14 protein-coding genes are annotated in these 19,765 nt (G+C 69.8%); 10 read left to right on the top strand and 4 right to left on the bottom strand.

Translation table 11 applies throughout. The features are described 5' to 3' along the window. Window positions 1-7: 7 nt before the first annotated feature. The 8 genes from NIE111_RS00690 (at window position 8) to NIE111_RS00655 (ending at window position 11,580) form a co-directional block, all read left to right on the top strand. The gene (locus tag NIE111_RS00690) at window positions 8-997 is read left to right on the top strand and encodes an ABC transporter permease (RefSeq protein ID WP_238682527.1); all 990 of its coding nucleotides are present in this window, start codon (window positions 8-10) and stop codon (window positions 995-997) included. Continuing rightward, window positions 994-1,902, top strand: coding sequence for a carbohydrate ABC transporter permease (locus NIE111_RS00685; RefSeq protein ID WP_238682526.1), 909 nt, complete (start codon window positions 994-996; stop codon window positions 1,900-1,902). The genes NIE111_RS00690 and NIE111_RS00685 overlap by 4 nt, the downstream gene beginning before the upstream one ends. 55 nt (window positions 1,903-1,957) lie before the next feature. Next, a complete protein-coding gene (locus NIE111_RS00680; RefSeq protein WP_238682525.1) occupies window positions 1,958-3,595 on the top strand; it encodes an ABC transporter substrate-binding protein in 1,638 nt (545 codons plus the stop codon). A gap of 87 nt (window positions 3,596-3,682) precedes the next feature. Beyond that, window positions 3,683-4,372, top strand: coding sequence for a DUF624 domain-containing protein (locus NIE111_RS00675; protein WP_238682524.1), 690 nt, complete (start codon window positions 3,683-3,685; stop codon window positions 4,370-4,372). Beyond that, entirely contained in the window at window positions 4,369-6,402 is a 2,034-nt protein-coding gene (locus NIE111_RS00670) for a beta-galactosidase (protein ID WP_238682523.1), read from the top strand. The genes NIE111_RS00675 and NIE111_RS00670 overlap by 4 nt, the downstream gene beginning before the upstream one ends. After that, a complete protein-coding gene (locus NIE111_RS00665) occupies window positions 6,399-8,537 on the top strand; it encodes an alpha-glucuronidase (RefSeq protein WP_238682522.1) in 2,139 nt (712 codons plus the stop codon). Before NIE111_RS00670 ends, NIE111_RS00665 begins: the two co-directional genes overlap by 4 nt. A gap of 309 nt (window positions 8,538-8,846) precedes the next feature. Then, window positions 8,847-10,157, top strand: coding sequence for an extracellular catalytic domain type 1 short-chain-length polyhydroxyalkanoate depolymerase (locus tag NIE111_RS00660; protein WP_238682521.1), 1,311 nt, complete (start codon window positions 8,847-8,849; stop codon window positions 10,155-10,157). 40 nt (window positions 10,158-10,197) lie between these two features. Next, on the top strand, window positions 10,198-11,580 hold the full coding sequence (locus NIE111_RS00655; RefSeq protein WP_372488260.1) for a glycoside hydrolase family 10 protein: 1,383 nt from the start codon (window positions 10,198-10,200) through the stop codon (window positions 11,578-11,580). 129 nt (window positions 11,581-11,709) lie between these two features. Here the strand turns inward: NIE111_RS00655 and sthA are convergent, their stop codons facing one another. The 4 genes from sthA to NIE111_RS00635 all read right to left on the bottom strand — a co-directional run bounded on the left by sthA (window position 11,710) and on the right by NIE111_RS00635 (window position 16,323). Then, entirely contained in the window at window positions 11,710-13,113 is a 1,404-nt protein-coding gene (gene sthA, locus NIE111_RS00650; protein ID WP_238682520.1) for a Si-specific NAD(P)(+) transhydrogenase, read from the bottom strand. 53 nt (window positions 13,114-13,166) lie between these two features. Then, complete coding sequence (locus tag NIE111_RS00645; RefSeq protein WP_238682519.1) at window positions 13,167-14,189, bottom strand: fibronectin type III domain-containing protein; 1,023 nt, start codon at window positions 14,187-14,189, stop codon at window positions 13,167-13,169. 296 nt (window positions 14,190-14,485) lie between these two features. Beyond that, a complete protein-coding gene (locus NIE111_RS00640; protein ID WP_238682518.1) occupies window positions 14,486-15,124 on the bottom strand; it encodes a response regulator in 639 nt (212 codons plus the stop codon). Further along, window positions 15,121-16,323, bottom strand: a complete 1,203-nt coding sequence (locus NIE111_RS00635) for a sensor histidine kinase (RefSeq protein WP_238682517.1) — start codon at window positions 16,321-16,323, stop codon at window positions 15,121-15,123. The genes NIE111_RS00640 and NIE111_RS00635 overlap by 4 nt, the downstream gene beginning before the upstream one ends. A gap of 146 nt (window positions 16,324-16,469) precedes the next feature. On the opposite strand from NIE111_RS00635, the gene NIE111_RS00630 reads away from it, so the two are divergent. Together NIE111_RS00630 and NIE111_RS00625 are read left to right on the top strand one after the other, a co-directional pair. Next, the gene (locus tag NIE111_RS00630) at window positions 16,470-17,228 is read left to right on the top strand and encodes an ABC transporter ATP-binding protein (RefSeq protein WP_238682516.1); all 759 of its coding nucleotides are present in this window, start codon (window positions 16,470-16,472) and stop codon (window positions 17,226-17,228) included. After that, window positions 17,225-19,756, top strand: coding sequence for an FtsX-like permease family protein (locus NIE111_RS00625; protein WP_238682515.1), 2,532 nt, complete (start codon window positions 17,225-17,227; stop codon window positions 19,754-19,756). The genes NIE111_RS00630 and NIE111_RS00625 overlap by 4 nt, the downstream gene beginning before the upstream one ends. Window positions 19,757-19,765 lie beyond the last annotated feature (9 nt).

Here is a 19,765-nt window from a genome sequence, read left to right as displayed (position 1 = left end):
GCCAAGGATGACATCCACCCTGCGGCCACCGCCGCCGGCGCCGCCGAGTTCTCCGCAGCAGGCGCAGAGCCCTGCCCCGCGCTCGCCACGACGCCGTCGCAGTTGGCGGCAGGCGCTGCGCCGGGACTGGCAGCTCTACTCCCTCGCCATCCTGCCGCTGCTGTTCTTCCTGGTCTTCCGGTACCTGCCGATGATCGGCAACATCATCGCCTTCCGCCGTTTCAAGCCGGGCGGCAGCATCTTCGGTGAGTACTGGGTCGGGCTGCGCTACTTCCGGATGTTCCTCAGCGACCCGACGTTCTGGGAGGTGTTCACCAACACCCTGGTGCTGGGGACGCTGACCCTGCTGTTCTGCTTCCCGCTGCCGATCGTGCTGGCGCTGTTGCTCAACGAGGTCCGGGCCCGCCGCTTCAAGCGGTTCGTCCAGTCCGTGTCCTACCTGCCGCACTTCCTGTCGATCGTGATCGTGGCGGCGATGGTCATGCAGTTGACCTCGATCGAGGGCACTGCCAACCAGATCGTCAGCCTGTTCGGTGGCGACCCGGTGGCGTTCCTGCAGAAAGCGGAGTGGTTCCGCACCATCTACGTCTCGTCCGAGGTCTGGCAGACCGTCGGGTGGGGCACGATCCTCTACCTCGCCGCCCTCACCACCGTCGACGAGGACCTGTACGAGGCCGCCCGGATCGACGGCGCCGGCCGGCTGCGGCAGACCTGGCACGTTACGTTGCCCGGCATCCGTCCGACGATGGTGACCCTGCTGATCCTCAACATCGGCAGCTTCCTGGCGGTCGGGTTCGAGAAGATCCTGCTGCTCTACAACCCGTTGACGTATCCGACCGCCGATGTGGTCTCCACCTATCTGTTCCGGATGGGCTTCCAGTCGAGCAACTTCAGCTACGCGGCCGCCATCGGCCTCTTCGAGGCGGTGATCGGGCTGATCCTCGTCCTGTCGGCGAACGTCATCTCCCGTCGCACTGTGGGGACGAGCCTGTGGTGACCCTCGGTACGAAGATCGACGCCCCGAAGACGCGCGGGCCGGTGGACAGCCGGGGTTACCGGATCTTCCGGGTGGTCAACACGATCGTCCTGCTCGGCGTCGTGGTCGTGACGCTGTATCCGTTCCTCAACATCGTGGCCCGGTCGCTCAGCGAAGAGGCGTACATCATCGCCGGCAAGGTGACAATCGTCCCGCGTGGCTTCGACCTGACCGCGTACAAGCTGCTGATGTCGGACGCGATGTTCTGGACGAACTACCGCAACACAGTGGTGTACACGGTAGTCGCCACGCTCATCTCGATCGTGCTGACCACGTGTTACGCGTACGTGCTGTCGAAGCCGCAGCTCAAGGGGCGCCCGTTCCTCATCGGTGTCGCGCTGTTCACCATGTTCTTCTCCGGTGGCCTGATCCCCAACTACGTGCTGGTCACCAGCCTGGGCATGAAGAACACCATCTGGGCCGTGGTGATCCCCAATGCCATCAGTGTGTTCAACCTGCTGGTGATGAAGGCGTTCTTCGAGAGTCTGCCGAGCGAGCTGGAGGAGGCCGCGGCCGTCGACGGGCTGAACACGTACGGCACCCTCCTGCGGATCGTGCTGCCGCTCTCGAAGGCGATCATCGCGACGATGGTGCTCTTCTACGCGGTGTCCTTCTGGAACTCGTGGTTCACCGCGTTCCTCTACATCGACCGCCAGGATCTGCTGCCGGTCACCGTGTACCTCCGCAACCTGATCGCGGGCGCCACGAGCGCCGAGTCGGCCGCGGCCGACGCCGACAAGGTCCAGGCCGCGGCCACCCTCCAGGCCGTGACGATCGTGCTCACCACCCTGCCGATCCTGGCGATCTACCCCTTCGTCCAGCGGTACTTCGTCCGCGGAGTGATGCTCGGCGCGGTCAAGGGATGACGCCGGCGCCACACCGCTTCCCCAACGCAACCCCCCACCACCGAAAGGACGAGCCATGCTCCACAAGACGTGGCGCCGCGTGGCAGTAGCCACAGCGGGTCTGCTTGCGCTCTCCCTTGCCACCGCCTGTTCCGAGGACCCCGGTGAGTCGACTGACCTCTCCGAGAACCGGGTCGGCGCGATGGCCAACTACGGCGTCGGTGACCAGTTCAAGGCCACCGAGGCGCTCTCGTTCTCCACCCTCTACAACAACCACACGTTCTATCCCCTGAAGGAAGACTGGCTGTTCTGGTCGGAGCTCACCAAGCGGACCAACGTCAAGATCGAACCGGTGGCCGTGCCGCTGAGCGACTACGAGCAGAAGCGCAGCCTGCTGATCGGCGCCGGGGACGCCCCGCTGATCATCCCGAAGACGTACCACCCGCAGGAGAACGCGTTCGTGTCCTCCGGGGCGATCCTTCCGGTGAGCGACTACCTGGATCTGATGCCCAACCTCAAGGAAAAGATCACCAAGTGGAACCTCAAGCCGGAGATCGACAACCTGCGGCAGTCCGACGGTAAGTTCTACCTGCTGCCCGGCATGCACGAGAAGCCCACCCAGGACTACACGGTCCTGGTGCGCACCGACATCATGCAGGAGCTCAACCTGGCCGTCCCGAAGACCTGGGACGAGCTGTACACGGTGCTCAAGGCGATGAAGGCGAAGTACCCGAACGTCTACCCGTACTCCGACCTGTTCAGCAAGCCCAACCCGACCGGGGCCCTGCTGAACATCCTCGGCTCGGCCCACGGCACCCAGGCCGGCTGGGACTACCAGCACGCCACCTGGGACCCGGCGGCGAAGAAGTTCAACTACACCGGCGCTTCCGAGCAGTACAAGCAGATGCTCACCTACCTGCACAAGCTCGTCGCCGAGGGCCTGCTCGACCCGGAGAGCTTCACCCAGACCGATGACCAGGCACGGCAGAAGCTGGCCAACGGCAAGTCCTTCGTGGTCACCGGCAACGCGCAGACGCTCGTCAACAATCACCGGCCCGACCTGGCCAAGACCCTGCCGAGCGCGAAGATGGCCAAGATCCCGCTGCCGATCGGCCCGGCCGGCGAGATCAACCCGTTCCCCCGGCTGGAGAACGGCATCATGATCTCCTCGAAGGCCCGGGAGAGCAAGAACTTCGTGGCCATGATGCAGTTCATCGACTGGCTCTGGTATTCCGACGCCGGCATGGAGTTCGCCAAGTGGGGTGTCGAGGGCACCACCTTCACCAAGGACGCCTCGGGCAAGCGTTCGGTCACGCCCGACGTCGACTTCCTCGGGGTCAACCCGAAGGGCACCAAGCACCTGCAGAAGGAGTTCGGCTTCCAGAACGGTGTCTTCTCCTACGGTGGCACCCCCGACCTGGTCCGTGGGTTCTTCTCGCCGGAGGAGTTGGAGTTCCAGAAGGTGATGGACGCTCGCACGCCGAGGCTGGTGCCCCCGCCCGCTCCGTTGACCGACGAGGAGCGCGAGCAGGTGTCGCTCTGGGAGACTCCGCTGAAGGACTTCGTCACCCAGAACACGCTGAAGTTCGCCCTGGGCCAGCGCCCACTGAGCGAGTGGGACGCGTACGTGGCCGAGCTGAAGGCAAAGAACTCCGACCAGTACATCGACCTGGTCAACAAGGCGTACGAGCGGTTCCAGAAGAACAACGGCTGATCAGCGGAGTCCGGTCGGGCGGCCTTGTCGCGGCCCGACCGGACTCCCGCGACCACGGATCAGCTGAGTCGACCGGAGGGAGCGAGCGTGAGTGGCGCGACTCAGACCCGGCGACAGTTCGGCGACGGACCACTGTCGCGGATCACCTCGCGCGTCTACATCCTGCTCGTGGTCGAGCTGCTCCTGCTGCTCACCACGTTGCCCGCCCTGCTCCCACTGCTGTTGCTGGGCCGCGACCCCAGCAACCTGCCGCTGGCCGCGCTCCTCCTGGTGCCGATCGGCCCGGCGATCTCCGCCGCCCTGTACGCCCTGCGCCACCAGCGAACCGACCTGACCGACCTGCACCCGGCCGCCCTGTTCTGGCGCGGCTACCGGGCCAACGTGTCCGGCGTGCTGCGCGTCTGGGTGCCGACGCTGCTGTGGCTGACGGTGCTCGCCGTGAACCTCGCGTACCGCGGTGCGGTGGGCCTGTCGAGCTGGTGGGCAGTGCCGCTGGTGCTGATCGGAGTGGGCGTGACGCTCTATGCGGCAAACGCCCTGGTGATCACCTCGCTGTTCGACTTCCGCACCCGCGACGTGTTCCGGCTGGCCGTGCACTTCCTCGTGCGTACCCCCGGTGTCTCCCTCGGCAACGCCCTGCTGCTGGCCGCGGCGGCCGGGATCACCGCGGTCTTCTCCGAAGCGGTGCTGATGCTGCTCGCGTCGATCGCGGTGCTGGCGTACCTGCGCATCAGCGATCCGATGATCCACCTGATCCGGAAGGAGTTCACCTCATGAGCATGCCCCTCAGCGCCAAGGTGCCCTTCGGGGGCGACTACAACCCGGAACAGTGGCCCGAGGACGTGTGGAAGCAGGACTACCGTCTCTTCGACAGCGCACGGATCGACCTGGTCACCCTCGGGGTGTTCGACTGGGCGCTCACCCAGCCCGCCGAGAACACCTACGACTTCGCGCTGCTGGACAGGATCGTCGAGCGTGCCAGTGCCGAGGGACGCGGGATCTGCCTGGCCACCGGCACCGGAGCTCACCCACCGTGGTTGGCGAAGGCGTACCCAGAAGTGACCCGGACCGACTTCGAGGGCCGCAAGCACCGCTTCGGCCAGCGACACAACTCCTGCCCCAGCTCGCCGGTCTTCCGCCGGCTCTCCACGGAGCTGGCCCGCCGGGTCGCCCGCCGCTACGCCGACACCCCGGCGGTGCTCGCCTGGCACGTCGGCAACGAGTACGGCGGCGCCTGTTACTGCGCGCTCTGCGCGGCCGGCTTCCGGAACTGGCTGCGCCACCGCTACGGCACCCTCGACGAGCTGAACGAGGCCTGGTACACCACCTTCTGGTCACACACCTTCACCGACTGGGACGAGATCGAGCCGCCGTCGGCGCTGACCGAGCACTGGCGCGGCCCGGATCACACGGCGTTCCCGGGCATCACACTGGACTACCTACGGTTCACCTCCGACGCGATGCTGACCAACTTCCGCGACGAGAAGGCGGCCATCCGGGAGTCCAGCCCGACGCTGCCGGTGACCACGAACTTCATGGGCATGTACCGCCCGATCGACTACCACCGCTGGGCCCCTCATCTGGACTTCGTCTCCTGGGACAACTACCCGCCCGACGACGAGTCGGCGGCCCGGATGGCGCTGACCCACGACCTGATGCGCGGGCTCAAGGGCGGCCAGCCGTTCTGGCTGATGGAACAGACCCCGAGCTTCACCGCGTGCCGCGACGTCAACCCGTTGAAGCGCCCCGGTCTGATGCGGCTGTGGAGTTGGCAGGCGGTGGCGCACGGCGCCGACGCGGTGCTCTTCTTTCAGCTGCGTGCCTCTCGTGGGGCCAGCGAGAAGTACCACGGCGCGGTCATCGGGCACGCCGGTCGCTCCGACACCCGGGTGTTCCGGGAGGTATCCGAGCTGGGCGCCGAACTGGAACGGCTCGGCCCGGCGTCGCTGGGCGCGCGGACCCCGGCCCGGGTGGCGCTGCTGTTCGACTGGGACAGCTGGTGGGCGTTGGAGCTGTCCGACGGCCCGTCCCGGCTGGTCCGCTACCAGCAGGTAGTGCTCGCGTACCACCGGGCGCTCTGGGACGCCGGTGTGGACCTGGACGTCATCGCGGTGACCGCCGACCTGTCCCGCTACGACGTGGTCGTGGCCCCGGCCCTGCACCTGCTCAAGGGTGACCTGCCGCAGCGGCTGGAGGCGGTGGCGACGCGCGGCGGGTCGGTGCTGACCACCTACCTGTCCGGCCGGGTGGACGAGAACGACCAGGCATTCCTGATGGACGTACCGGGCCCGCTCGGGCAGCTCATGGGCGTCCGGGTCGACGAGTGGGACGCCCGCGGCCCGGACGTGGTCAACACGGTCCGCCTCGGCGACGGCGCGGATCAGCTCGACGTCGACGCGCGACTGCTGTTCGAGCTGGTGATTCCACAGGGCGCGCAGGTCATCGGCACCTACCAGGCCGACTTCTACGCGGGCACCCCGGCGGTGACGCGCAACTCCTTCGGCGCCGGCGACGGCTGGTACGTGGCGGCCGGACTGGACCAGGCCGGGGTGTCCTGGGTGGTGCGGCAGGTGCTCGCCCGGCACGACCTGCTCGGGCCCTACCCGGACGTGCCGAACCTGGAATCCGCCGTGCGGGTCGCGGCGGACGGGTCGCGGCTGCTGTTTCTGCTCAACCACCGCGCCGAGCCGGTCGAGGTGACCGCCCGGATCGGCGGCGTCGACCTGCTCACCGGCGACCGTACGGCGGCCGGCGGCGCGCTGCGGCTGCCGGCGTACGGGGTTGTCGTGCTGGAGGAGGACCGGTGAACGCCGAAGAGTCGGTGGAGTTGGAGCAGCTGATGTTCGTCGAGGAGCCGATGGACGGTGGCGAGCCGCGCGTCCATCCGGCCTGGCTGCCCCCGGAGGCGTTCCGGTCGCTCGGCGCGCGCCGCATCCTGCTGCACGGCGAGGGGTTGCTCGTCGACACCGTCCTCAACGAGGTCTCACGCGCCTGCGCGCGATACGGCGGGAGGGTGTGGCACTCCCCGTCCTGGGACGTCGACGTCGACCTGGTGCTCGCCCTGCGCGACGCCCCTGAGCTGCCCAACCCGGCGGTGGAGGCGGCGCGCGCGGCAGGTGAGGCGGCGCTGGTCGAGCTGGGCGACGGCGGGACGCTCGGCGACGAGGGTTTCGTGTTGGCGCGGGCCGGCGACGTGACAGCGGTGCTGGCCGACGCTCCCGCCGGCCTGCTGTACGGGCTCTTCCACGTGGTCCGGCTCTGCGCGGCGGCCTTCGACCCGGCTCGCCCCCCGGAGCGGCATCGGCCGGCGCTGCGCCGACGCATGCTGAACCACTGGGACAACGTGGCAGTGCACCCGGTGATGGGCCAGGTCGAACGGGGGTACGCGGGCGGCTCGATCTTCTGGCGGGACGGCCGTCCGCGCGGCGACCTGGCCCGGGTGCGGGAGTACGGGCGGCTGCTGGCCTCCTGCGGAGTCAACGCGATATCGGTGAACAACGTCAACGTGGCCCGTACCGAGGCGCTGCTGCTCACCGAACGGCTCGGCGACGTGGCCGAGATCGCCGACGCGCTGCGCCCGTACGGCATCCGGGTGCACCTGTCGGTCAGCTTCGCCGCGCCGGTGGTCCTCGGTGGCCTGCCGACCGCCGACCCCCTGGACGAGGCGGTGCGGGTCTGGTGGGCCGCTACCACCCGGCGGGTGTACGACCGGATCCCGGACTTCGGCGGCTACCTGGTGAAGGCGGACTCGGAGGGGCAACCCGGCCCGTTCACGTACGGCCGTGACCACGCCGACGGGGCGAACCTGCTGGCCGAGGCGCTCGCCCCGCACGGGGGAGTGGTGCACTGGCGGGCGTTCGTCTACAACCACCACCAGGACTGGCGGGACCGGTCCACCGACCGGGCTCGGGCCGCGTACGACCACTTCGCCCCGCTCGACGGGCGGTTCCGCACCAACGTGGTCGTCCAGGTGAAGTTCGGCCCGGTGGACTTCCAGACCCGCGAGCCGGTCTCACCGGTGCTCGCCGCGATGCCGGCGACCCGGCTGGCGGTGGAGTTGCAGGTCACCCAGGAGTACACGGGCCAACAGCGGCACGTCTGCCACCTCGGCCCGTGGTGGGGTGAGGTCCTCGGTTTCGCCCCCTGGGGGCCGGGCGGGCGGACGATCGCCGACGTGGTCACGGGCGAGTCGGCGGCGGGCGGCGGGATGGTCGCCGTCGCCAACGTCGGCGACGACCTCTTCTGGACCGGGCATCCGTTGGCGCAGGCCAACCTGTACACGTTCGGCCGGCTCGCCTGGGACCCTCGACGGGACCCGACGGCCATCCTCGACGAGTGGATCACACTGACCTTTCCGCCGTCGGCGACCGCCGACGCGGAGCTGGTGCGGCGGACCCTGCACGAGATCATGGACGACTCGTGGCGCACGTACGAGCGCTACACCGCCCCGCTGGGCGTCGGCTTCATGGTCAACCCCGGCGACCACTACGGCCCCGGCGTCGACGGCTACGAGTACACGCGGTGGGGCACCTACCACTTCGCCGACCGCGACGGCGTCGGCGTGGACCGCAGTCGCGCGTCGGGCACCGGTTTCGCCGGCCAGTACCCGCCGTACTGGGCGCAGGTGTACGAGTCACCCGAGACCTGCCCCGACGAGCTGCTGCTCTTCTTCCACCACGTGCCGTATGGGCATGTGCTGCGTAGCGGCTCGACAGTCATCCAGCACATCTACGACACCCACTTCGCGGGGGTCGAGGAGGTGACGGTGATGCGACGGAAGTGGCAGACGTTGACCGGCATGATCGACCCGAGCGTGTACGAGCGGGTCGCCGAACGCCTCGACGAGCAGGTGCGCTGCGCCACCGAGTGGCGCGACCAGATCAACACGTACTTCTTCCGCAAGTCCGGGGTGCCGGACGAGCGAGGGCGGGACATCTACTGAGCGGCGGTGGGGGAGGCCCGACCATCCGGTCGGGCCTCCCTCGTGCCGCGCGCCCCAGCCGGCCTGGCAGGTTCCGAAAACGTCCCGATAATTTATCGCGGCCCGTCGGTGCTGACCATGCCCGTCGATGTCCATTCCGACGCAGGTGACCGCCGGAACCGTTGCGGCGAAAGGTTTCCGGAAGTCTTGACAATCGAGTGTGCTCGATCGAAGCTGACATGGTCACGCGAGCCGCGGTCAAGGTCGGGCGAAGGGCAGTCCTCGACTTAAGTCCCCTTCCACGCGCCTTTTTCGCAAGGGATCGCGACGATGACACTGAAGACGAGAATGCTTGGCGTCGTCATGGCGGCCGTGACACTGGCCGCCGCCGCCTTGACGTTCGCCACCCCGGCGTCGGCGGCGACGCTCACGCAGGTGACGAACTTCGGCACCAACCCCACCAACCTGCAGATGCACCTGTACGTCCCGGACCGGGTGGCGACCCGACCGGCGATCCTCCTGGCCATGCACTACTGCACCGGGACGGGCCCCGCATTCCACTCGGGCACCCAGTACGCCTCACTCGCCGACCGGTACGGGTTCATCGTGATCTACCCGTCGGCAACCCGCAGCAGCAAGTGCTGGGACGTCTACTCACCGCAGGCGTTACGCCGTGGCGGCGGCAGCGACCCGGTCGGGCTCATGTCGATGGTCGACCACGTGCGGCAGCGCTACTCCGCCGACCCCGCGCGGATCTTCGCCACCGGCACCTCCTCCGGCGCGATGATGACCAACGTCATGCTGGGCGTCTACCCGGACGTGTTCGCGGCGGGCGCCTCGTTCGCCGGAGTCCCGTTCGCCTGCTTCGCCACCGGCGGCACCTCGGAGTGGAACAGCCAGTGCGCCAACGGGCAACTCGTCCGGACCGCGCAGCAGTGGGGTGACCTGGTCCGGGAGGCGTACCCCGGCTACACCGGCCAGCGGCCCCGGATGCAGATCTGGCACGGCACCAACGACGAGACGCTGCGCTACCCGAACTTCGGCGAGCAGGTCAAGCAGTGGACCAACGTGCACGGGCTGAGTCAGACCCCGACGTACACCGATTCCCCGCAGTCGGGCTACACCCGCACCCGGTACGGAGGCAGCGGTCCGTTGGCGCCGGTCGAGGCGATCAGCATGCAGGGTGTCACGCACAACATCCCCGTCGACGCCGCGCAGGTGATCCGCTTCTTCGGGCTGGACGGCACCGCGCCGCCGACCACGCCGCCGCCGACCACGCCGCCGCCGACCACGCCGCCGCCGACCACGCCGCCCCCGACCGAGGGCGCCTGCCGGGTCGGCTACACGGTCAACGCCTGGAACAGCGGCCTCACCGCGAGCGTGGCCATCACCAACACCGGTGCCACCGCCGTGAACGGTTGGGCGCTGACCTTCACGTTGCCCACCGGGCAGCGCATCACCAGCGGCTGGAACGCCCAGTACGCCCCGGCGAGCGGTGCGGTGACCGCCCGCAACGTCTCCTACAACAACACCATCGCCCCGAACGCGTCGGTCGAGATCGGCTTCCAGGCCACGCACGAGGGCGGCACCGGCAAGCCCACCTCGTTCGCCCTCAACGGTGCCGCCTGTTCGGTGTCCTGATTTCCCTTCCCACCCCACCACCCCCAGAAGGAGTCACACAATGAGAAGTACGAGATGGAAGGCGGCATCCAGAGCCGCCATCGCGCTGGCCGGCGCGGGTGCCCTCGCCGCCGGCATGGCGCTGTTCGCGACGGCACCCGCGGCCGCCGGGACGACGCTCGGCGCGTCCGCCGCCGAGAAGGGTCGGTACTTCGGCACCGCGGTGGCCGGATTCAAGCTCTCCGACAGTGCGTACACCACGATCTTGAACCGTGAGTTCAACATGGTGACCGCCGAGAACGAAATGAAGATGAACGCCACCGAGCCGCAGCAGAATCAGTTCAGCTACGGGGCGGCGGACCAGATCGTCAACCACGCGCGCAGCCGTGGGATGAGCGTGCGAGGTCACACGCTGGCGTGGCATTCGCAGCAGCCCGGCTGGATGGAGAGCATGAGCGGCAGCGCGCTGCGGCAGGCGATGCTCAACCACGTGACGCAGGTGGCCACCCACTTCCGGGGTCAGGTCGTCGCGTGGGACGTGGTGAACGAGGCGTTCGCCGACGGCAGCTCCGGAGGCCGTCGCGACTCCAACCTCCAGCGCACCGGCAACGACTGGATCGAGGCGGCGTTCCGGGCGGCGCGCGCCGCGGATCCGGGCGCGAAGCTCTGCTACAACGACTACAACACCGACAACTGGACGCACGCCAAGACCCAGGGCGTCTACAACATGGTGCGCGACTTCAAGGCCCGTGGCGTGCCGATCGACTGCGTGGGTTTCCAGTCGCACTTCAACAACGAATCCCCGTACGTGAGCAACTACCGCACCACGCTGTCGAGCTTCGCGGCGCTCGGTGTGGACGTGCAGATCACCGAGTTGGACATTCAGGGCGCTTCGGCGAACACGTACCGCAGCGTCGTCGAGGACTGCCTGGCCGTGGCCCGCTGCAACGGCATCACCGTGTGGGGCATCCGCGACAGTGACTCGTGGCGAGCTTCGCAGACCCCGCTGCTGTTCAACAACAACGGCTCCAAGAAGCCCGCGTACGACGCGGTCCTCGCCGCGCTGAACAACGGCACCACGCCGACGGACCCGCCCACCGACCCGCCCACCGACCCGCCGACCGATCCGCCCACGACTCCGCCTCCGGGCTCGGGTGGCTGCACGGCGACGGTGTCGGTGAACCAGTGGACGGGTGGTTTCGTGGCCACGGTGAAGGTGACGGCCGGTTCGTCGGCCATCAGCGGCTGGACCGTCGGCATCGGTCTCCCGTCCGGCGCGACGGTCACCAACGCGTGGAACGCCAACCGCAGCGGTAACACCGGCACGACGAACTGGACGAACGTGGCGTACAACGGCCGGGTCGGCGCCGGACAATCCACCGAGTACGGCTTCCAGGCCAACGGCACCGCCGGAAGCCTCAGTCCCACCTGCTCAGCAAGCTAAAGCCCCACCGGCCGGTGCGGAGGCGACTTCCGCCTCCGCACCGGCCCACCCCAGCTTTCGTTGATCAAGAGGTTTGCGTCATCCTGCCTGGCCTGTCATGACGCAAACCTCTTGATCACCGGGGGCGGGCTAGCCGTCGATGCGGATGATGTTGCGGATCTTGTTGGACGCGTCCAGGGCGGCGACCTTGTACGCCTCGGCCAGCGTCGGGTAGTTGAACACCGCGTCGACCAGGTAGTCGATGGTGCCGCCGCAGCCCATCACCGCCTGACCGATGTGGACGATCTCGGTGGCGGCGGTGCCGAACACGTGCACCCCGAGCAGTCGACCGTCGTCGGGGGAGACGAGCAGCTTCAGCATGCCGTACGAGTCGCCCACGATCTGACCCCGAGCCAATTCGCGGTACCGGGCGATGCCCACCTCGAACGGTGTCGAGCTTTCGGTGAGCTGCGCCTCGGTCTGCCCGACGAAGCTGATCTCCGGGATCGTGTAGATGCCGATCGGTTGCAGGCCGTGCATCTCCCGGATCGGCTCGCCGCAGGCGTGCTGCGCGGCCAGCCGGCCCTGCTCCATCGAGGTGGACGCGAGCGCGGGAAAGCCGATCACGTCGCCGACGGCGTAGATGTTCTCCACCGAGGTGCGGTAGTTGGCGTCGACAGTGATCCGGCCGCGTCGGTCCGCCTCCAGCCCGGCCGCCTCCAGCGCCAGGTCGTCGGTCTGACCCTGCCGCCCGGCCGAGTACATCACCGTGTCGGCGACGATCTTCTTGCCGCTCTTGAGGATGCACAGCGCCGCCGTCTGGTGCTTCTCCACGGCGGCGACCTCCTCGCCGAAGCGGAACGCCACGGACAGGTCGCGCAGGTGGTACTTGAGTGACTCGACGACCTCGTCGTCGCAGAAATCCAACATCCGCTCGCGGCGTTCCACCACAGTCACCTTGGTGCCGAGGGCGGCGAACATCGAGGCGTACTCCATGCCGATCACGCCGGCGCCGACCACGACCATGCTGCGGGGTACGGCCTGGAGGTTGATGACCCCGTCGGAGTCCACGATCGTCCGGTCGTCGAAGTCGACGCTGTCCGGGCGGGCCGGGCGGGTGCCCGCGGCGATGACAATCTTGTCGAAGGTCACCTTGGACTCGCGGCCGGAGCCGCCGTCGACCCAGATCGAGTGCGCGTCGGCGAAACGCCCGGTGCCGGTGATCATCGCGACCCGGTTGCGGGCCAGTTGGTTGCGGATGACGTCGGTCTGCCTGGTGATCACGTGCTGGGTCCGGGCGGCCAGGTCACTGACCGTGATGTCGTCCTTGACCCGGTAGCTGCTGCCGTACAGGTCCCGCTGACTCAGGCCAGTCAGGTAGAGCACTGCCTCGCGTAGCGTCTTGGAGGGCACGGTGCCGGTGTTGATGCACACCCCACCGATCATGTCGCGGCGCTCCACGATGCCGACTCGCCTGCCGAGCTTGGCGGCGGCGATCGCGGCCTTCTGACCGCTGGGCCCGGAGCCCAGCACCAACAGGTCGTAGTCATACACAGGCGTTAGCGTCGCAAGATGTCGCGGCGCGCGCCAGACCCCGGAGCCGAGCGTTATTCGTCTGCCATAGTGCAGAGGCCGCCGTTCAGCGTGATCTCCTCCGGCAGTTGCGTGCCGGAGGCGACGAGCCCCAGCGACACAGTGCCGCCGGGCGGGATCACCGCGTTGCGACCGGTGTCGCGCACCCGCAGGTAGCTGTTGTTGAGGCGGTCGACGACCTTCGCGCCCCAGATGCCACGGACCTGCTGGCTGGCCCAGAACCGCCACGTCATCGTCCAGCCGTCGATCGCCGTGGCGCCGGTGTTCTCCACGACGAGGTGCGCCACGAAGCCGTCCGGCCACTGCCGCACGTCGGACCGGACCGTGCAGCTCGGGGGCGGCGGCAGGGTGGTCACGGTGACCGGTGTGGACAGGGGGGACAGGTTTCCGATTTCGTCGCGGGCCTGCACGACGAAGGTGTACGTGGTGTTCGGCGTCAGCCCGCTGATCTGGGCACTGTTCACGGGTGGGTACTGGTAGACCTCACGGACCCGGGTGAGTGTGCCGCCGGCGTCGACCCGGAACACCTCGTATCGGTCGAGCGCGACGTTCTCCACCGAGTGGGCCCACCACAGCCACACCTGTGTGGCGGCGACGTCGTACGCCACCGGTTGGCCCGGCGCGCTCGGCGGTTGGTCGTCGCCCGGTGGCATGGTCAGCCGCAGTGTCGGGTTGGACACCGAGCTGTTGCCAGCCGCGTCCAGAGCCCACACCGAGAAGGTGTACGTGCGCGACGGCCGCAGGTTGGTGATCCGGATGCTGTTGGTGTCGGTCGAATACTGGGCGCCGGAATCCTCGAATCGCGCGCCGACCGGGTAGCGGACCACGCCCACGTCGTCGGTCGAGGCCGCCCAGGTCAGCTCGACCGAGGTGGTGTCGATGGCGACGACGGTGATCGGGCCGGGCGCGGTGGGCGGTGTGGTGTCGTCGGCGGCGTACGCCGGCGTCGCGCCGGCGGCGACCAGGGTTGCCGTCAGTGCGCACGCGACCAGCGCGGCGGCCTTCGACCGGATTCCTTGACTTCGACGTTCGCGCACGATGTATACCCCCGACTCCGGCCGCCCACCGCTTCCATCAATCCATCCCCGTCGATACTAGGTCACTGTGGTTCGGCAGGCTGCCCCGCCGGGCTCGGCCGCCGACCTCGGCGTGCGCAGTCGCCCCAGGGCTGGTGGATGTGTGCCGCTCGTTGCCTTTGGAGCTGAATCGTCTACGACATCGGTGGCCACCGGTGCCGCTGATTCGTTGACGACATCAGCTCCAAAGGCAACGAACAAGTCACCAACCCGCCCGCGAGCCGCCGCCCGCGAGCCGCCGCCCACCAGAGCCCGATCTAGCCGACGAGGCGGCGTTCCCACGCCCAGGCGGCGATCTCGACCCGGTTGCGGGCCTTCAGTTTCATCTGCACGCTCGCCAGGTGGGTCTTGACAGTGCCGACGGCGATGAAGAGTTGGGTGGCGATCTCGGCGTTGGTCAGGCCCCGGGCGACGAGCTTCACGACGTCGAGTTCCCGTGGCGACAGGCCTGCGTCGTCGCGCGCCGGGGCTGGCGAGCTGAGGTGCTCCAACAGCCGTACCGTGATCGAGGGGCTGATCAGCGCGTCGCCGGACACTGCCGCGCGGACCGCCTCCACCAGCAGGGCCGGGCCGGAGTCCTTGAGCAGGAAGCCGCACGCGCCGTTGGAGAGCGCGGTGTGCACGTACTCGTCGAGGTCGAAGGTCGTCACGACGACCACCCGGATCGGGTCGGCGACGCCCGGCCCCGCGAGCAGCCGCAGTGCCTCGAGACCGTCGAGGCGGGGCATCCGGATGTCCAGCAGCACCACGTCCGGGCGCAGTCGTCGGGCCAGTTCGACGGCCTGGACGCCGTCGGCGGCCTCGCCGACCACCTCCATGTCCGACTGGGCGCCAATGATCATGCCGAAGCCGGTCCGGACCATGGCCTGGTCGTCGGCGATCAGCACCCGGATCACCGCGTCACCGCCACGCGGAGCGGGAACGCCGCGTCGAGCACCCAGCCACCGGCGACGCCGGGCCCTGCGGTGATCGTGCCGCCGAGGGCGCGTACCCGCTCGGTGAGGCCGATCAGGCCGAAGCCGTGCCCCCGGGCCGGCGCGGTGCGCGGCGACGCGCCGTCGTCGGCTACCCGGACCAGCAACCAGTCGGGGGTACGCCGCACCGCCACGTCCACGGACCGCGCGTCCGGCGCGTGCTGGCGGGTGTTGGTCAGCCCTTCCATCACCACCCGGTACGCCGACGTGGACACCTCCACCGGCAGTCCGTTCAGGTCGCCGTCGATTTGCAGTCGTGCCGGCGCGTTCGCCGCGCCGTTGAACCCGGTCAGCAGCGGCTCCAGTTCGGTCACCCCGGCCAGTGGAGCCAGCGGCGCGTCCGGCGGGGCGTCCGGGTTGCGCAGGATGCCGACCATCCGCCGCATCGACGCCATCGTCTCCGCGCCGGCCCGCTCGATCTGTTCCAGGGCGACGATCACCCGTTGCGGGTCCTGCTCGGCGACGAACCGGGCACCCTGTGCCTGGACCACGATGCCGGTGACGTGGTGGGCGATGAAGTCGTGCAGGTCCCGGGCGAACTCGGCACGTTGCTCGGCCCGGACCAGCGCGATGGCCCGCTCCCGACCGGCGGCCACGATGCGCAGGTAGAGCCCCACCCCGGCGGCGCCGGCCGCGGCGAGCACCTGGAGCAGACCGAAGATCACCAGCAGGCTCTCGGTGCCGACGCGCAGCGGCATCGCGGCGACGGCGAGCCCGGCGGCCACCGCGGCCCACGGGGCGAGCCGCGGCGCGCCCCAGCGGGCCACCACGAAGACCACCCCGATCAGCCCTGCCGACTCGGCGAGCCCCCAAGTGCGGGCGAGCAGGATGCCGCCGCCTCCGGAGAGGAGCACCACCCCTGCGGTCACGGCCAGTGAGGCGGTGGCGAGTGCCAGCGCGGCCAGCGGCAGCCGGCGGGAGCCCAGCCGGTGCACCGGCAGCCACAGCGGCACCGTCGCCACCGCCAACCCCATCGGCACCAGCAGGAGCAGAAGAGTGCCGATGCCGGAGTTATCCGCCGTGCTGGCCGCGAAGTCGAAAAGGGCGAGCAGGCCGAAGGCCACCAGCCCGGCTGCTTGGGCCAGGCGTACCCACAGACGTCGAAGATCCGGCGTGCTCATGGTGACCCAGCGTAGCCAGCTGGGTGGAGGTGGCGGATCGGCCAAAAGGCAGACCCGGCACCGGCGATACCCGGCCCCGGGCCGATGCGCGCACCCGCCGGTGGCGGCGACGCTGTGCCGGTCACCACGCAGCCACTGGAGGAACGATGACAACCCACGCCCCGCCGGAGACCAGCCACGCCGCGGTCGCCGCGGTCGACCTGGTGAAGGTGTACGGCAGCGGCGACACCGCCGTCCGTGCCCTGGACGGGGTCTCGGTCGGCTTCGGCCGGGCCGAGTTCACCGCGATCATGGGCTCGTCCGGGTCCGGCAAGTCGACACTGATGCACTGCCTCGCCGGCCTCGACACTGCCACCTCCGGTCGCGTCCTGCTCGGCGGCACGGAGCTGACCGGTCAGTCGGACCGGACGCTGACGCGGGTACGCCGGGAGCGGATCGGGTTCGTCTTCCAGTCCTTCAACCTGCTGCCGCAGCTCACCGCCGCGCAGAACATCACGCTGCCGCTGGACCTCGCCGGTCGGCAGCCCGACGCGGAACTGCTCGCGCACCTGGTGCGGGTGCTGGGCCTCGGCGACCGCTTGAACCACCGGCCCAGCGAGCTGTCCGGCGGCCAGCAGCAGCGGGTGGCGCTGGCGCGGGCGCTGGTGGCACGGCCCGAGGTGGTCTTCGCCGACGAGCCGACCGGCAACCTCGACTCCCGCTCCGGGGCGGAGGTGCTCACCATCCTGCGCGACTCGGTACGCGACCTGGGCCAGACCGTCGTCATGGTCACCCACGACCCGATCGCCGCCGCGTACGCCGACCGGGTGGTGCTGCTCGCCGACGGGCGGCTGGCCGGCGAGATCGACAAGCCGAACCAGGTGTCGGTCACCGACGCCCTGCGTGACCTGGCGGCCCGCCGATGAGGGCGACGGTGCTGCGTACCCAGACGACCGCCGCGGCCCGGCGGCCCGGCCGGCTGATCCTCACCGGCCTGGCGATCCTGGTCGCGTCGTTCGTTGTGTTCGGCACCGTGCTGGTGCAGCAGATCACCGAACGGACCGTGCGGGACAACCTCAGCGGCACCCCGGCCGTCACCGACCTGGTGATCGGCAGCGTCGACGTGCCGCCACCCGCAGTGGCCGACGTGCGGCAGATCCGAGCCGTGCCCGGGGTGGCCGAGGCGGTGGCCCGGGTCTCGACGGGGGTCTCCATCGGCGAGGGGTACCTCAACCTCCAGTCCGATGCGGGTACCGGCCCGCTGAGCACGGTCCGGGTGATCGAGGGCAGCTACCCGGATCAGCCCGGCGAGATCGCGATCACGCCGCGTACCGCCGAACGGCTCGGGCTCTCGGTCGGCACCACCACCAGCGGCACCGGCGGTGAACTCACCACGCCCGCCCCGCTCACAGTGACCGGCCTGGTGGAGAGCGGCGTCGACGCCGGCTACGACGCGTACGCCCCGGACAGCGCCGTGATCGCCTGGGCGCGCCTGACGACTGTGGAGCGCGTCGACGTGCGGGTGGCCTCCGGCACCTCGACCGACGCGGTCCGCCAACGGGTGACAGCAGCGGTCGCCGGCCAGCCGATCCGCTCCGGCGCCGAGGTGCGCGAGGCCGAGGCCCAGGCGGCGGCCCAACAGGTCGGGAGACTCTTCATCCTGGTCGGCATGTTCGTCTCCATCGCTGTCGTCGCTGCCGCGCTGGTGGTCACCTCGACCTTCCGCATCGTCTTCGCGCAGCGGATGCGGCAGCTCGCGCTGCTGCGGGCGGTCGGCGCGAGTCGGGCCACCCTGGTGGGGGCCCTGACCGCCGAGGGAGCCCTGACCGGGCTGGTCGCCGGCGTCGTCGGGGTCGCCAGCGCCCTCACTCTCGGGTACGCGCTGCCGGCGATCCTGCGCGCCACCGGCCACGAGGTCTCCTCGCCGGGCCTGCCACTGGCGGAGGCGGTCACCGTGGTGATCGGTGCCGTCGTAATCACCGTGCTGGCCGTGCTGGCACCGGCGCTGTCGGCCGCCCGGGTCTCCCCACTGGAGGCACTGCGGGCGGCGAGCACCACCGCCGGCCGCCGCGGCATCGGCGTGCTGCGTCTGGTCTTCGGGCTGCTCCTGGCCGTCGGCGCGATCCTGGCGGCGGTCGGGACGATCAGCCAGTTGCCGAAGCCGGAGCAGTCGGACTACGACCCGTCGATGCCACTGTTCCTGCTGGTCGGGTCCGGCGCGTTGGCGTTCTTCGCGCTGGTGGCCCTCGGCCCGCTGCTGGTGCGCCCGGTCCTGGCCGTGGTGGGTTGGCCGCTGCGTCAGCTCGGGCCGCTCGGGCGGATGTCGGTCGGCGGGATCGGCGGGACGCCGCGCCGCGCCGCCGCGGTCTCCGTCGTGGTCGCGCTGGGCGTGACCCTGATCTCCGGGGTGGTCATCGGCGGCGCGTCGCTGCAGATCCTCGCCGACCGCGAGATGGCGCTCTCGGCCCCCACCGACTTCGAGGTCACCAGCAACGGTGGGACGCTCCCGCCGGCCGTCGTGACCCGGGCCGAGGCGGCACACGGCGCGCTGGCGAGGGTGGTGCCGTACCGGATGGTCGGCGACGCCACGCTGCTGCGCGGCGCGGACAAGCTGGGCGACGTCGAGTCCGGTTATCCGACGAGCGACCTGAACCTGGCCGCGCTGCCGAGCACCGGCGCCCTGGACGTGGCCCAGGGCAGCCTGACCGATCGTGGCCCCGGCCGGATCGTGCTCAACAGCTGGGTCGCGCGGGACGCGGGTCTGCGGGCCGGCGACGCTGTCACGCTCGCCGTCGCCACCGGCAGTGTCGACGTGCGGGTGGCCGCGGTCCTGCCCGGTGACGGGCCGCTACACGCGGGCATCCTCGCCGATCCGGCCGACCTGGACCGGCTCGGTGTGCCGGCCGCGTACAGCGGTCTGCTGGCCGACGCGGCCGGCGCCGGCGAGGACGGTCGTACCGCCGGCGTGCGGGCGCTGCGGCAGGCGATCGGTGGCAGCGACGGGGTGGGCCTCGCGGTGCTCGCCGACGAACGGGACCGCAACGACGCGTTGGTGCGCACCCTGGTCTGGATTGCTGTCGGTCTGGTCAGCCTGACCGTGCTGATCGCTGTGGTCGGCGTGGGCTCCACGACCGCGCTCTCGGTGGTGGAGCGGGTACGCGAGTCCGGGTTGCTCCGGGCGATCGGGCTGTCCCGGACCGGTCTGCGCACCATGCTGACCGTCGAGTCCGGCCTGTACGGGGTGATCGGCGCGACCATCGGCCTGGTGCTCGGCATTCCGTACGCCTGGTTGGCGGTCCAGACCCTCGGGATCGAGGCTCCGCTGACCGCGCCGCTGCTGCCGCTGGCGGGGCTCTTCGTGGTGCTGGTTGGGCTGACCGCGCTGGCCGGGGTGCTACCGGCCCGTCGGGCGTCGCGGGTCAGCCCGGTGGAGGCGCTGGGGGCGGACAACTGAGCACCGTCG

Source organism: Micromonospora hortensis (assembly GCF_022230935.1).
GTDB lineage: Bacteria > Actinomycetota > Actinomycetes > Mycobacteriales > Micromonosporaceae > Micromonospora > Micromonospora hortensis.
This window is presented reverse-complemented; position numbering and strand designations above follow the sequence as displayed.

Bases quoted from the DNA above. Each gene is read 5' to 3' on its own strand.
- NIE111_RS00635 (WP_238682517.1), bottom strand. From the start codon at position 16,323: ATGAGCACGCCGGATCTTCGACGTCTGTGGGTACGCCTGGCCCAAGCA.
- NIE111_RS00630 (WP_238682516.1), top strand. From the start codon at position 16,470: ATGACAACCCACGCCCCGCCGGAGACCAGCCACGCCGCGGTCGCCGCG.
- NIE111_RS00690 (WP_238682527.1), top strand. From the start codon at position 8: ATGACATCCACCCTGCGGCCACCGCCGCCGGCGCCGCCGAGTTCTCCG.
- NIE111_RS00680 (WP_238682525.1), top strand. From the start codon at position 1,958: ATGCTCCACAAGACGTGGCGCCGCGTGGCAGTAGCCACAGCGGGTCTG.
- NIE111_RS00660 (WP_238682521.1), top strand. From the start codon at position 8,847: ATGACACTGAAGACGAGAATGCTTGGCGTCGTCATGGCGGCCGTGACA.
- NIE111_RS00670 (WP_238682523.1), top strand. From the start codon at position 4,369: ATGAGCATGCCCCTCAGCGCCAAGGTGCCCTTCGGGGGCGACTACAAC.
- NIE111_RS00655 (WP_372488260.1), top strand. From the start codon at position 10,198: ATGAGAAGTACGAGATGGAAGGCGGCATCCAGAGCCGCCATCGCGCTG.
- NIE111_RS00625 (WP_238682515.1), top strand. From the start codon at position 17,225: ATGAGGGCGACGGTGCTGCGTACCCAGACGACCGCCGCGGCCCGGCGG.